The organism is Oceaniglobus trochenteri (assembly GCF_020529025.1).
GTDB lineage: Bacteria > Pseudomonadota > Alphaproteobacteria > Rhodobacterales > Rhodobacteraceae > Oceaniglobus > Oceaniglobus trochenteri.
This window is the reverse complement of sequence record NZ_JACNMM010000015.1, coordinates 20,686-34,473: the sequence shown is the minus strand read 5'-3', so window position 1 is coordinate 34,473 and position 13,788 is coordinate 20,686. Positions and strand designations below refer to the sequence as shown.

13 protein-coding genes are annotated in these 13,788 nt (G+C 64.1%); 8 read left to right on the top strand and 5 right to left on the bottom strand.

From position 1 onward, the window contains the following. Positions 1 to 137 precede the first annotated feature (137 nt). The 3 genes from H7828_RS19740 to H7828_RS19730 all read left to right on the top strand — a co-directional run bounded on the left by H7828_RS19740 (position 138) and on the right by H7828_RS19730 (position 3,375). The gene (locus tag H7828_RS19740; protein ID WP_226782790.1) at positions 138 to 1,118 is read left to right on the top strand and encodes a glycosyltransferase family 2 protein; all 981 of its coding nucleotides are present in this window, start codon (positions 138 to 140) and stop codon (positions 1,116 to 1,118) included. Next, on the top strand, positions 1,111 to 1,812 hold the full coding sequence (locus H7828_RS19735) for a class I SAM-dependent methyltransferase (RefSeq protein ID WP_226782789.1): 702 nt from the start codon (positions 1,111 to 1,113) through the stop codon (positions 1,810 to 1,812). The genes H7828_RS19740 and H7828_RS19735 overlap by 8 nt, the downstream gene beginning before the upstream one ends. Positions 1,813 to 1,890: 78 nt before the next feature. Beyond that, complete coding sequence (locus H7828_RS19730; RefSeq protein WP_226782788.1) at positions 1,891 to 3,375, top strand: hypothetical protein; 1,485 nt, start codon at positions 1,891 to 1,893, stop codon at positions 3,373 to 3,375. Between the two features lie 48 nt (positions 3,376 to 3,423). Here H7828_RS19730 and H7828_RS19725 read toward each other — a convergent pair whose 3' ends face one another. From H7828_RS19725 to H7828_RS19705, 5 genes are all read right to left on the bottom strand, one after another. After that, entirely contained in the window at positions 3,424 to 4,467 is a 1,044-nt protein-coding gene (locus H7828_RS19725) for an aldo/keto reductase (protein WP_226782787.1), read from the bottom strand. A gap of 52 nt (positions 4,468 to 4,519) precedes the next feature. Next, positions 4,520 to 4,957: an RbsD/FucU family protein gene (locus H7828_RS19720; protein WP_226782786.1), complete on the bottom strand. Its 438-nt coding sequence runs from the start codon at positions 4,955 to 4,957 to the stop codon at positions 4,520 to 4,522. 186 nt (positions 4,958 to 5,143) lie between these two features. Next, positions 5,144 to 6,517, bottom strand: coding sequence for an aspartate aminotransferase family protein (locus H7828_RS19715; RefSeq protein ID WP_226782785.1), 1,374 nt, complete (start codon positions 6,515 to 6,517; stop codon positions 5,144 to 5,146). A gap of 50 nt (positions 6,518 to 6,567) precedes the next feature. Further along, positions 6,568 to 8,052, bottom strand: a complete 1,485-nt coding sequence (locus H7828_RS19710; protein WP_226782784.1) for an NAD-dependent succinate-semialdehyde dehydrogenase — start codon at positions 8,050 to 8,052, stop codon at positions 6,568 to 6,570. Between the two features lie 135 nt (positions 8,053 to 8,187). Beyond that, on the bottom strand, positions 8,188 to 8,670 hold the full coding sequence (locus H7828_RS19705) for an Lrp/AsnC family transcriptional regulator (RefSeq protein ID WP_226782846.1): 483 nt from the start codon (positions 8,668 to 8,670) through the stop codon (positions 8,188 to 8,190). A 72-nt stretch (positions 8,671 to 8,742) separates the two neighbouring features. Here H7828_RS19705 and ehuR point away from each other — a divergent pair, with 72 nt between their 5' ends. The 5 genes from ehuR to H7828_RS19680 all read left to right on the top strand — a co-directional run bounded on the left by ehuR (position 8,743) and on the right by H7828_RS19680 (position 13,776). Further along, positions 8,743 to 10,146 (top strand): MocR-like ectoine utilization transcription factor EhuR, encoded by a 1,404-nt coding sequence (ehuR, locus tag H7828_RS19700; RefSeq protein ID WP_226782783.1) that lies wholly within the window; start codon positions 8,743 to 8,745, stop codon positions 10,144 to 10,146. Between the two features lie 152 nt (positions 10,147 to 10,298). Further along, entirely contained in the window at positions 10,299 to 11,315 is a 1,017-nt protein-coding gene (locus H7828_RS19695; RefSeq protein WP_226782782.1) for a TRAP transporter substrate-binding protein, read from the top strand. Positions 11,316 to 11,424: 109 nt separating this feature from the next. Next, positions 11,425 to 12,027 carry a TRAP transporter small permease gene (locus H7828_RS19690; RefSeq protein ID WP_425354962.1) on the top strand — a complete coding sequence of 201 codons (603 nt, stop codon included), beginning with the start codon at positions 11,425 to 11,427 and terminating at the stop codon, positions 12,025 to 12,027. Between the two features lie 3 nt (positions 12,028 to 12,030). Beyond that, positions 12,031 to 13,317: a TRAP transporter large permease gene (locus H7828_RS19685; RefSeq protein WP_226782780.1), complete on the top strand. Its 1,287-nt coding sequence runs from the start codon at positions 12,031 to 12,033 to the stop codon at positions 13,315 to 13,317. A gap of 18 nt (positions 13,318 to 13,335) precedes the next feature. Continuing rightward, positions 13,336 to 13,776: a universal stress protein gene (locus H7828_RS19680; RefSeq protein ID WP_226782779.1), complete on the top strand. Its 441-nt coding sequence runs from the start codon at positions 13,336 to 13,338 to the stop codon at positions 13,774 to 13,776. Positions 13,777 to 13,788: the final 12 nt, after the last annotated feature.

The window sequence follows — 13,788 nt, the reverse complement described above, 5'->3', positions numbered from 1 at the left end:
TTCGATTGCGGTTCTTTCCCGCCTTTTAGGCCCAATCTTCCGGAAATAGTCATACTTCCGCCGCCATTGATTGTGACCAAGGGAAATCGAAATGAGTATCCCCAATCGCTTTCATGACAACGGTGGCGGCAGAACCAATGAAAACCCAGATTACATACAGCTTCGTAATCCCCTTCATGAACGAGGAAGAGGTGCTGGGAACGCTGCTCTTGCGCCTGAGCGATCTCATGGGCGCGCTGGACGGGCCTTGCGAGGCGGTCTTCGTCGATGACGGCAGCCGGGATGCCGGCGCGGCAATTGTCGCAGCCGCGGCCCGGCGCGATCCACGCGTCAAGCTGATCCGCCTGTCGCGCAACTTCGGCCACCAGATCGCAGTGACGGCGGGGCTGAACACGGTGCGCGGCGCGGCCGTCATCATCATGGACGCCGATCTTCAGGATCCACCGGAGGTGGTGCATGACCTGGTCGCGCAATGGCGCGCGGGTTACGAGATCGTCCATGCGCAGCGGCGCCTTCGCGAAGGGGAAACGCGGTTCAAGAAGTGGTCGGCGAACCTTTACTATCGGCTTCTGGCGCGGCTGTCGTCGGTCGAGATTCCGCGCAACGTCGGCGATTTCCGACTGGTCGACGCCAAGGTGGTCGAGGCGATCCGATCGATGCCCGAGCGCGACCGGTATCTTCGCGGCATGTTCGCATGGGTGGGCTTCCGTCAGACCATCGTGCAATTCGACCGGCCACAGCGGTTGGCGGGCAAGACCAAGTACCCCCTGAAGAAGATGATGCGCCTTGCGATGGATGGCGTGATCGGGTTCTCGGACGTGCCGCTTCGCCTGGCGCTCTGGCTGGGGGCGCTGGTGTCGCTTGGCGCGATGACATATGGCATCTACATCTTCGTTATTGCGCTTTTTACCGGCGGGCTGGTGGCGGGCTGGGCCTCGACCATCGTGATCCTGTCGTTCCTGGCGGGCATGAACCTGCTGATCAGCGGCGTGATCGGCCTTTATGTCGGGCGCATCCACAACGAAAGCAAGAACCGCCCGCTTTACTTCGTTTCCGAAAGCATCGGCATCACCGAACCGGTTCGGATGCCGCAACCGAAACTGGTGGTCCATGGCTGACATCGTGCAGACCGAGTTCGACGCCTACCGCGATTCCTATGTGGACACGGTCGAGCAATCGATCAGCTTCTCTGGGCTGTCCCATGGTTTTTTCCAGCAGTCCAAGGCGCTGATGATCCGCGATCTTCTGGCCATGCGGCTTGCCGACCGGCCAGAGCCAAGCCTTCTTGACGTGGGGTGTGGCGTTGGGGCCTTGCACCCTCTGCTCTCGGGCCTGTTCGGATCGATCCATGGTGTCGACATCTCGGGCCAAAGCATCGAACGGGCGAAACAGGACAACCCCGGCAATCTTTATGACGCCTATGACGGCAAAAGACTTCCGTTCGCGGACAACAGTTTCGACATGGCTCTGTCGATCTGCGTCATGCACCATGTGCCGGTGGAGCAATGGACGGGCTTCATGGCCGAACTTGCCCGCGTGGTATCGCCCGGCGGCATGGTCTGCCTTGTCGAGCACAATCCGGCCAACCCGGGCACGCGGATTTCGGTGGCCCGCTGTCCCTTTGACGCAGATGCCGTCCTGCTGGGGCCCCGCAAGATGCGCGGCTACATGCGACGCGCAGGGCTGGCCGAGGTGGCGACGCGCAACTTCGTTTTCTTCCCCACCAACCGCCCGGCCTTCCGGGCGCTTGAGCGGCGGCTGCATTGGTTGCCGCTGGGCGCGCAATATGCGGCCATCGGCCGGGCCCGATGATCGGCATGCACTGGGGCAATGGCCCCTGGCCTGCCTGCGGGCCTTTCGCGTCGTGATGAAAGAACCGGTTGCCCGAACATGATGAAAGACCTTGCCGCCCCCGCCGCCGTCATGGCGGTTGCCATCCATCTTCTCTGGGGCACGCTTCTGAGCCACGATATAAGCTGGTACCTGATCTCGACGGGCTGGTGGCTGGACGGGGTCGGGATCTACGCGGAAATCCTTGAGCTCAATCCGCCGCTGGCCTTCTACCTTACCGCGATTCCGGTCTGGGTGTCGCGCGTGGCAGGGATTGACCCAACTGTCGCCTTCAAGGGGTTCGTGCTGGTGCTTGCGGCGGTGTCGCTGGCCCTGTCACAGCGGCTTCTGGCGCGCGAGGGGGGGCCGACAGCGGCGGCGCGCCCGGTGGTTCTTGCCGTGGCGGCGGTTGGCCTTCTGCTGCTGCCGATCGCAGATTTCGGACAGCGCGACCACCTGTTCGCCATCCTGTTCCTGCCGTTTCTGGTGATGAACCTCGTGTCCCGTCCGGTGTCGGGCCCCATGCGCGCCGGGGTCGCAGTATGGGCGACCTTCGGTGTCGCGCTCAAACATTACTTCCTGCTTTTGCCGCTTGCGATTCTGGTCTGCCAGATGGTTGCGGCGCGTGGTCTGCGGCCGGTGTTCAGGGTGGAATACCTTGTCATGGCGGGGATGCTGGTGCTTTATGTCGCGGCCTCGGTGGTCCTTCACCCGGCCTATTTCGACAGTGTGGTGCCGCTTACACTTCAGGTTTATGGAGCCTTCGACGCGCCGTTCCTTTTCACCGTGTCGCGGGCAGGCCTTCCGATTCTCCTGCTTCTTGTCGCGCTGGCGCTGCTTCTGGTGAACCGGGCGCGGCCGCAATCGAACCGGGTGGCGGTGCTGTCGGGCGCTGCGGGCATTGCGGTGTTCCTGATCCAATCGAAGGGGTGGAGCTATCAGCGCATCCCGGCCGACCTTTTCGTGACGATGGCGGTGACATGGACGGCGGTGACGTTGTCGCGGGCCCGGGCGCAGTGGTGGCCCATGGCCATTGCCTTTGTGTCGCTGACGCTTTTGCTGCTTCCGGCGCTGCGCCAGGGGCCTTATCAAAGCCCCTTCGCAAGGGCCGTGGAACCCTATTTCGCCTGTGCACCGGGCGAGCGGAGCTTCCAGATATTCAGTTCGACCGTCTCGACGGGTTTCCCGCTGGCAAATCTGGCCGGCGCCACCCCGGCCAACCGCGCCCCCACGCTCTGGCTGTTTCCCGGTGCCGCCTATCGGTTGAGTCTTGCCAAGGACCCGGCAGAGCGGGCGATCTACCGCGCGACGCTTGAAAATGCGCGGGCGCGGGTGCTGGAGGATTTCTTCCGTGCCGCGCCGCAGTTGGTGATCGTCGATGAAGCTGCGCGCAAGCCCTACTTCAACGGCGCCGCCTTCGACTATCTGGCCTATTTCAGCGAGGATCGCGCTTTTGCCGAGGCCTGGCGCGACTACAGGCGAAAAGGGCAGGTGGGCGACTTCGGCATCTATGCCAGGGAAGGCTGCGATCCGCCGGATCGTTAGGGCGGAAGTCGCGATACCCCCGCTGCCGGGGGCATCGCGCGTTCTGGTTTAGGCCTGCCCGCCGGGGGTGGGGGCGTCGGGCCGGATCAGCCCTTCGGTTGCAAGGTCCGACCACAGGGCCGTGGGGATGTCGCGTTCCAGCAGGGCCGCGTTGGTGCGCACCTCGTCCGCGCTGGAGGCGCCGGGAATCACCGTCTTGACCGAAGGGTGGCCCAGAACGAACTGAAGCGCGGCGGCGATCAGCGGCGTGTCATGGGCGGCGCAGACCGCCTCGATCCGGCGGACCCGGTCAAGAATGTGCTCGGGCGCGTCGGCATAGTTGTACTTTGCGCCCTTGATGGCACCGGTGGCCAGGATGCCCGAATTGAAGGGCCCGCCCAGGATGATCCCGACGTCGCGTTTCACGCAAAGCGGCAGGAAACTGTCCAGGGCCTCCTGATCCAGAAGGGTATAGCGCCCGGCCAGCAGGAAGCCGTCGAAATCGCCCAGGCCCAGCAGCCTTTCACAGACCTGCCATTCGTTCACCCCGGCACCGATGGCGGCAACCTCGCCCGCGTCGCGCAGCTCGGTCAGGGCGCGATAGCCGCCGCCGTCGAACAGTTCGCGCACCTTGGCGTCGCTCTGTTCCTGCGACCCCTGCGAAAAGGCGCAGACATCGTGGACCAGCAGGATATCGGCATTGGCCACGCCGATGCGTTCGCGGCTGGCCTCATAGCTGCGCATGACGCCGTCATAGGTGTAATCGAACACGATGCGTTTCTGCGGCACATCGACAAAGGCTTCGGGCGTCACCTCGTGGGGTTCGCAATCCAGCAGCAGGCGCCCGATCTTGGTCGAAAGCTGAATGGTGTCTCGGCCGAACTTCTCGATGGCGGCGCCGGTGCGCATTTCCGCGCGCCCCAGCCCGTACTGCGGCGCGGTGTCGAAATAGCGCACGCCCACATCATGGGCCGCCTGCAAGGTCGCGGCGGCCTCTTCGTCGGTGATCTTGCGATAGAGATTGCCCAGCGGTGCAGTGCCGAACCCCATGGTGGTCAGCGGCACGGGGCGGGCGGTGCGTTCGTTCAGGGGCGTTGTCGTCGAGATTTTCATGTCGGGGTATTGTCCGTTTCCTGGGGCAGGGGGAAGGGTGCGGCAAAGGCCATCAGGCCGGTGCGCCGATTACGCCCTTCGTCACGATGATGTTGCCGTAAAGCCGGGATTCGCCGGTCTGGATGATGGCAAAGGCGTTGCGGGCCTGTTCGTAGAAGGCGAAACGGTCGATCGCGCCCAGGGTGGCGGGGGCGTCGGCGGTGTCGTTCACGATATCCTGAAAGGCGCTGACGATCGGCGGCACCGCTGCCGCGTCGCCCACAACCTGCATGGTGATCGCCGGTGTCTCGATGAAGGTATCAAGCGGCATCAGCTTCAGCACCGCCGCAAGGGTATCGGTCGCGGCGATCCCGTCGAGCCGGTGACAGCGCCCGGCCAGTGCGGCGGCGGGAAAGTTCGCATCGGCAATGACCAGGGTGTCGCCGTGGCCCATGGCCGCCAGCGACCACAGGATGTCGGGGGACAGGATCGGGGGAATGTTGCGCAGCATGGGAACCTCGGGTTGATTGCAGTGACAGGTTCATTTGACGCGAACCGGCCCTGCCATCAATCCCCCGTGGCGCAGATCGGCGGTTCCACGGGGGGCGGGCGCCGCAAAACCGGCCCGGCGATCACGCGCGCAATCACCGGCCGGCCAGGATGATGCGGCCCGCCCGTTGGGGGGCGGGCCGGGGGCTTACTTGCCCAGGACCGAAGACAGGGCATCGGCTGTGGTGGTCACGATGGTATCGGCCTCTTCGCGGGTCAGGCAGAAGGGCGGGGCATAGCCGATGATGTCGCCCTGGGGCATGGCGCGGGCGATGACGCCCTGCTTGGCCATGGCGGCGGAAACGGCGGCCCCCACCTTGCGGGCCGGATCGAAGAACTGCCGCCCCTCGCGCCGTTCCACCAGTTCGACGGCACAGAGCATGCCCGTGCCGCGCACCTCGCCCACGTTGGGATGATCGCCCACGGCGGCCCGCATCTGGGTGTTGAGATAGGCGCCCACCTCGCGGGCGTTGTCGATCAGGTTCAGGTCATCCAGCATCTTGAGGTTGGCAACCCCGGCGGCGGCGCCGATGGGATGGGCCGAATAGGTCCAGCCATGGCCGATGGGGCCGTTTTCATCGGTGCCCTGTTCCAGCACCTTCCACATCCTGTCGCCCACGATGGACCCGGACAGCGGCGCATAGGCCGAGGTAAGCCCCTTGGCGATGGTGATCAGATCGGGCCGCATGCCGTAGTGATCCGACCCGAACATCGAGCCGAGACGGCCAAAGCCCGTCACCACCTCGTCGGCCACCAGCAGGATGTCATGCTTGTCCAGCACCTGCTGGATCGCGGCCCAGTATCCCGCGGGCGGGGGCACGATGCCACCCGTGCCCAGAACCGGTTCGCCGATAAAGGCGGCGATGGTGTCGGCGCCCTCGCGTTCGATCAGCGCCTCAAGCTCGGCCGCCAGGTGGGCGGTGAAGGCCTCTTCGCTCATGTTTTCCTTTGGGCGGCGATAGTAATAGGGCGCGTCGGTGTGGATCACCTGTGCCAGCGGCAGGTCGAACTTGTTGTGAAACAGCTCCAGCCCCGTGAGCGAGCCGGTCATCAGGCCCGAGCCGTGATAGCCCCGCCAGCGGCTGATGATCTTCTTCTTCTCGGGGCGGCCAAGGATGTTGTTGTAGTACCAGATCAGCTTGATGTTGGTTTCATTCGCATCCGACCCGGATTGCCCGAAATAGACCTTGCTCATGCCTTCCGGCGCGCGGTCGAGGATCATCTTCGACAGGGTGATCGAGGCCTCGGTGCCGTGCCCGACATAGGCGTGGTAATAGGCCAGCTCATGGGCCTGGGCGGCGATCGCCTCGGCAATCTCGGTGCGCCCATAGCCGACGTTGACGCAGTAAAGCCCGGCAAAGGCATCAAGCGAGCGGTTGCCCTCCCGGTCGGTGATGTGACAGCCCTCGGCGGTCTTGATGACGCGAGTCGCGCTTTCGCCACGGGCATGTTGCGCCAGGTGGGTCGAGGGGTGGAAGAAATTCTCGCGGTCCCACTGCTCCAGCATGTCGTTCTTCAGCATCGTCTTTCCTTTCGTCTGGCGGGCGCTCCCGCCGGTTTTCGGATTTCCTGTCAGGCCCAGTCGCGGCAGACATATTTCACTTCGGTGAAGGCTTCCATGCCAAGGCGCGACCCCTCGCGCCCCAGGCCCGATTGCTTCATCCCGCCAAAGGGGATCGGCGCGCCCGTCACCTTGGTGCGGTTCACCGCCACCATGCCGAACTGCAAGGCGCGGCTGGCGCGGTAGATGCGGCGCGGGTCCTGGGTGTGCAGATAGGCCACCAGCCCGTATTCGGTGTCATTGGCCCGCGTCAGGGCCTCCTGCTCGGTATCGAAGGCGGCAATGGCGGCGACGGGGCCGAAGGTTTCCTCGTGCATGATCTTCGCATCGGCGGGCACATCCACCAGCACCGTGGGCTGAAAGAACAGCGGCCCGGCGTCATCGCGCCCGCCCCCGCACAAAAGCCGCGCACCGCGTTCCAGCGCATCGGCGATATGCTCCTCCTGCTTGGCCACGGCCTTTTCGTTCATCAGGGGGCCGATGTCGGGATCGTCGGCGCCTTTGCCCACGGTCAGGGCTTGCGTCGCCTCGGCAAAGCGGGCGCAGAAGGTATCGTAAACCTCGCGCGCCACGAAGAAGCGGTTCGCGCCCAGGCAATCCTGCCCCGAGGTGGCAAATTTCGCCTTGATCGCCTCGTCCACGGCGCGGTCCATGTCGGCATCCGCGAAGACAAGGAAGGGCGCGTGGCCGCCCAGTTCCAGCACCAGCCGTTTGATGGTATCGGCGCCCTGGGCATAGAGCAGGCGGCCGATCTCGGTTGAGCCGGTGAAGGACACGGCGCGCACCCGCGAATCCGCCATCCATGCGCCCACCACTTCAGGCGCGTGGCCTGTCACCACGTTGAAGACGCCGGGCGGGAGGCCGGCCCTCTCGCCCAGTTCGGCCAGCGCCAGCGCGGAACAGGGGGTTTCGGCCGAAGGATGCGCCACCACGGTGCATCCGGCGGCCAGTGCCGCCCCCGCCTTGCGGGTCAACATGGCCGAGGGGAAGTTCCAGGGCGTGATCAGCGCGGCCACGCCCACCGGTTCGCGCCAGATTTCAACCTCGGCGTCGGGCAGGTGCGAGGTGACGCCTTCGATGTTGGGGCGGCGGGCCTCTTCGGCGTAGAATTCCAGGAAGGCGGCGGCATAGTCGATTTCACCCCGCGCCTCGGAGATCGGCTTGCCCTGTTCTGCGGTCATGATGCGGGCCAGGTCCTCGCGGTGTTCGATCATCAATTCGAACCAGCGGCGCAGGATGGCCGAGCGTTCCTGCGGTAGCAGGGCCGCCCAACCGTTCCAGGCACCGTGCGCGGCATCCACGGCGCGGCGGCTGTCGTCGCCGTTCAGGCGCGCGACATCGGCCAGGGTGGCGCCGCTGGCCGGATCGGTGACAGGCAGGGTGGCATTGCCGGTGCCCGCAACCCAGGCGCCGCCCACATAGGCGAAACTGCGGTTCAGCGCGCCATGGGTCAGCACGGGCAGGCCGTTGGCGGGGGGTGGGGTGATCTTGCTCATCGCCGGGCTCCTTCGGTGTCCGAATGCGGTGTTCGGGGGCAGGATACCGGGGGCGTGGCGCAGAAACGCCGGATATCGCGGCGAAATCGGTCGGGGTTTCTGGTGGCCGGGCGGTTCTGGCGGAAAATGGCCGTTTCAGTCGGCGCTGTCGGGGTGCAGGATGGTAAGGGGCGGCGGCGTGTTCTTGACAGCCTTGGTCACGACATAGGTGAAATAGCGTACCAGCCCGATGCGGTCTTCCAGAAGCACATCCATCAGTCGCTGATAGCTGTCGATGTCGCGGGTGATCACCTGCAGAAGATAGTCATACCCGCCCCCCAGCGCCCAGCAGCCGGTGATCTCGTCGTGGCGGTCGATCGCCGCCTCGAAAAGCTGGAACGCGGCGGCCTGGTGGCTGCTCAGCTCGGCCAGGACGAAGACCGTGACATGGGGGGCCAGGCGGCGCAGCGCCACCTCGGCGCGATAGCCCGCGACGATGCCCGCACCTTCCAGCCGGGCAAGCCGGTCACCACAGGCACTGGTGCCCAGATTGACCCTTTCCGCCAGGGCGGTTTTCGAGATCCGGCCCTCGGTCGAAAGCACGCTGAGGATCGCGATATCGCGGGGATCGAGTTTCAGAAAGCTCATGGCGAAGTGATGCGCAGGGGGCGCGCCCTTGTCAATTGTCCTGATTATGACATGCTAGGGATCATGACAAATTGGCCACCGGACCCCGGCACGCTGACGCGCCCCGCCTATCGATCGCTGGTGAAGGCGGTCGAGGCGGCCATCCAGAACGGCGCCCTGAAACCGGGCGACCGCCTGCCGACACAGCGTCAGCTTGCCTTCGATCTGAACCTTAGCGTGCAGACCGTCAGCCGCGCCTACAGCAAGCTGATCGAATCCGGGAAAATCGCGGGCGAGGTCGGGCGCGGCACCTATGTGCGCGCCTCGCAGGACGATGTTCAGATGCCCTTCGTGACGCGCAAGACCTCGCTTGGTCTGCTGGACATGTCGATTCTGAAGCCGGTCATCGACCACGCCCACGAAGACGCCCTGCAAGAGGTGCTGCGGGCCATGGCGCGGTCCGTGCCGCGAACGGTGCTGACCATGTCGCGCCCCGACCGTGGCCACGATTTCGGGGCCGACCACATGCCGGGCCCTTCGCGGCGCTGGCTGGGGCTGTGCGGTCTGCGGGCCGAGGATGCGGCGATCATCCGCACCAACGGCAGCACCGCGGCGATGACCGTTGCCCTGATGACGGCGGCACAGCCCGGCGATCTGATCCTGGCCGAAGAGATCGGCCACCACACCCTGCGCCCCCTGACCCGGTTCATGGGGCTGCGTCTGCGCGGTGTGACGGTGGACGACGGCGGGATCTGCCCGCGCGCATTGGAGGAGATTGCCCGCACCGATGGCGTAAAAGCCCTGTATCTCATGCCCACGGGGATGAACCCGCTGGCCTTCACCATGTCCGAACAGCGCCGCGCCGAGGTGGCGGATATCGCGCGGCGGTACGATTTCCTCATCATCGAAAACCACGCCTGGGGGCCGCTGCAGGATGCGCCACCGCCCCCCATCGCCGCCCTGGCGCCAGAGCGGACGCTGTTTTTCACCAGCCTGACGAAATGCCTGATGCCGGGCCTGCGTGTGGGATACCTTGCGGTGCCCGATCACCTTGGCCCCGCCGCGGCCAGCCGGCACATGGTGACGAACTGGATGGCAAGCGGCCTGATGACCGAAATCGCCGACCGCTGGATCAGCGACGGAACCGCGGAGAACCTGCTGCATCGCCAGCGGCTGGCGCTGGGGGACCGCACGGAATACGCGGTGCGCATTCTTGAAGGGCTGGAGTATCGCACCAGCCCCAACGGGCTGCACGTCTGGGTCGATTGCCGCGACGCGCAGGAGGAACGCGCCCTGATCGAGGCGGTCCGGCGCGACGGCGTTGCCGTGGCTTCGGCGGCCAGTTTTTCCATCGGACCGCATTTTCATCACACGGGGATTCGGGTCGCGCTGGGCGGTCAGGGATTTCCGGAATTTGCCCGCGGAATGCGGATTGTCGCCCGTATCGCCCGGGAAATTCGCAACGGCCAATTGGGGGCGCAGCGATGAAGCGTTTGAATTCAGTGGGGTAGATTGTAATGGTTCAATATACACATTGACATGATTGTCATGGCTTTAAATGATCCGGCAGTCAGAACAATCCACTGGCGCGGCTTTCGGGCTGTGCAGGTGGAGAGAATGAAATAGCGAAAGGAATAACGATGGCTGGTTATAACACCGTCCTGGCAGGGAGCATCCTTGCCGCCGCAACCACGATCTCAGGGGTCAGCGCCGTACAGGCCGATACCTGGCGTTATGCCTTCGAAGAAGCGATGGACGAAGTCCAGGGCAAGTTCGCTCAGAAGTTCAAGGAAGAGGTCGAGGCGAACTCGGATCACGAGATCCAGCTGTTCCCCTATGGCACCCTTGGCGAATCCGCCGACATCATGGAGCAGGCCCAGGCCGGCATCCTGCAGTTCGTCGACCAGTCGCCCGGCTTCACCGGCGCGCTGATCCCCGAAGCCCAGGTCTTCTTCGTGCCCTACCTGCTGCCGCAGGACGACGAGGAACTGTTCGAGTTCTTCCGCACCTCGAAGGCGATCAACGAGATGTTCCCCGAGCTTTACGCAAAGCAGGGCCTGGAACTGCTGACCATGTTCCCCGAGGGCGACGTGGCGATCACCACCCGTGAACCGCTGAAATCGCCGGCCGACCTTGACGAGGTCAAGGTACGGGTCATGACCAACCCGCTGCTGGTGGAAAGCTACAAGGCCTTCGGTGCCACGCCGACACCCCTGCCCTGGGGCGAGGTTTACGGCGCCCTGCAGACCGGCATCATCCAGGGGCAGGAGAACCCGACCTTCTACATCCTGTCCAACAAGCTGTATGAGGTCAGCGATTACATGACCTACATTGGCCACAACAACTTCACCACCGCGGTGATGGCCAACCAGGACTTCTATGCCGACCTGCCCGAGGAAGACCAGAAGATGGTCGAAGCGGCAATCGACGTCGCGTTCGAATACATCCTCGATTACCAGCGCGGTCAAACCGAAGAGGCGATCAAGGGCATCCAGGAAGCCAAGCCCGACTACACGATCACCACGCTGAGCGAAGAAGAGCGCGAGCCCTTCAAGGCAGCCGCCGGCCAGGTCGAGGAGGCCTTCATCGAAATGACCGGCGACAGCGGCAAGGCGCTTCTGGAGCAGTTCAAGGCGGACCTGGACGCCGTCAAGTAAGCGACGCAGCATCCACGTTACCCCCCGGCGCGCCCGTGCCGGGGGGTAAGCGACGTTCAAACCAACTGACGGGATCATGCCGGTGACAGACGAAACCCAGCGCTCGCAATTGCAATCGCAGACCGACACCACCGGTACGGATGATCCGCCACTCGACGTCTATCAATCCAGCCTTCCGGGGTTCCTGGGCACCATCGACACCTGGATCAGCAAGGTTGAATCCGCGATGCTGGCCATCGGCGTGCTGCTGATGGCGGCCAACACAAGCGCCAATGTCGTCGGGCGTTTCGTCTTTCAAAGTTCGCTGTTCTTCTCGGAAGAGTTGAACCGCATCCTGATCATCCTCATCACCTTTGCCGGAATTTCCTATGCCGCACGCCATGGGCGGCATATCCGCATGTCGGCCATCTTCGATGCGATGCCCGGGCGGGTGCGCAAGTTTCTGATGATCGTGATTTCCCTGGTCACCGCCGCCTTCATGCTGGGGCTGGCCTGGTATTCCCTGCAATACATCCTCACCCAGGCGGGGCGTGGGCGGGTTTTGCCGTCTCTGCAGATCCCGGTCTGGATGACGCTGGTCTGGGTGCCCGTCGGGTTCTTCATGACCGGGGTTCAATACCTTCTGACGGCCATCAAGAACCTGATCGAAAAGGACATCTACCTGTCGACCAACGTTCTTGAAGGCTACGACGACAACGAGACGGAGGTCTGAACCATGGCCATCACCATCTTCTCCATCATGATCGTCCTGCTTCTTGTCGGCTTTCCGATGATGATTCCGCTGATCGTGGGGGCCTTTGTGGGGTTCTACACCCTGTTCGGCGGCTTCGGGCAGCTTGAAACCATGGTTCAGCAGATGATGGCGGGCATCCGGCCTGCCTCTCTGATTGCGGTGCCCATGTTCATCTTCGCCGCCGACATCATGACGCGCGGCCAGTCGGCGGGGCGGCTGATCGACATGGTCATGTCCTTTGTCGGCCATCTCAAGGGCGGGCTGGCGGTTTCGACGGCGGCGGCCTGCACCATGTTCGGCGCCGTGTCGGGGTCGACCCAGGCGACGGTGGTTGCCATCGGCTCTCCCCTGCGGCCCCGGATGCTCAAGGCCGGGTACAAGGACAGCTTCGTTCTGGCGCTGATCGTGAACTCCTCCGACATCGCCTTCCTGATCCCGCCCTCCATCGGCATGATCATCTATGGCGTCGTGTCCAACACCTCGATTGCCGAGCTGTTCATCGCCGGTATCGGGCCCGGGCTGCTGATCCTCGTGCTGTTCTCGGCCTATTCGGTGATCTATGCGATCCGCCACAACGTGCCCACCGAAGAGAAGACGACCTGGGGCGCGCGCCTGAAGGCGGTGCAGCAGGCGCTTTGGCCCCTTGGCTTTCCGGCCATCATCATCGGCGGCATCTATGGCGGCATCTTTTCCCCGACCGAGGCGGCGGCGGCCTGCGTTCTCTATGCGATCTTCCTTGAGCTGATCGTGTTCCGGTCGCTGAACCTCAAGGGCCTTTACGACACCGCCAAGTCGACCGGCCTTATCACCGCCGTTGTCTTCATCCTGGTGGCGGCGGGGGCGGCCTTTTCCTGGGTCATCTCCTTCGCGCAGATCCCCCAGGCGATCCTGGGTGGCATCGGCATCGACGAGATGGGGCCGATCGGCGTTCTCTTCGTCATCTCCATCGCCTTCTTCATCGGCTGCATGTTTGTCGATCCGATCGTCGTGATCCTGGTCTTCGTACCCATCTTCGCCCCGGTGGTGGAATCGGTAGGGCTTGACCCCGTGCTGGTGGGAACGGTGATCACGTTGCAGGTGGCCATCGGTTCGGCCACGCCGCCCTTCGGATGCGACATCTTCACGGCCATCGCGGTGTTCAAGCGCCCCTATATCGAGGTGATCCGCGGCACGCCGCCCTTCATCATCATGCTGCTGGGCGTTTCCATTGCGCTGATCTTCTTCCCGCAAATCGCCCTGTTCCTGCGCGATCTCGCCTTTGCCAAGTAACCCGTGGAGGAGCCCTGAATGTTCACCCATATCCTTGCGCCCTATGACGGTTCGAAGAACGCGGACCGGGCGTTGGAGAAGACGGCCCAACTGTCGAAACTGACCGATGCGCGCGTGTCGCTGCTGACCGTCTTTCGCCACCATTCGATGCTGGAAGCCTCGCTGTCGATGGTGCGGGTCAGCGATCCGGGCAGCATCGACGATGCCATGCGCGAACATGCCACCGGCATCATCGAACACGGCCGCAAGCTTCTTCTCGAGGCGGGGGTGCAGAACGTGCGCGCCTTCGTGCGGTCGGGCCGGCCTGCACGGGCGATCCATGAATTCGCCCAGAAGCACCAGGTCGATCTGATCATCCTGGGAAGTCGCGGCCTGGGCGCGTCGGGCGACAGCTACCTTCTGGGCAGCGTGTCGCACAAGGTGACGGGGCTGGCCAAATGCCCCGTCCTCGTCGTTTGAGGGGCGGCTGAA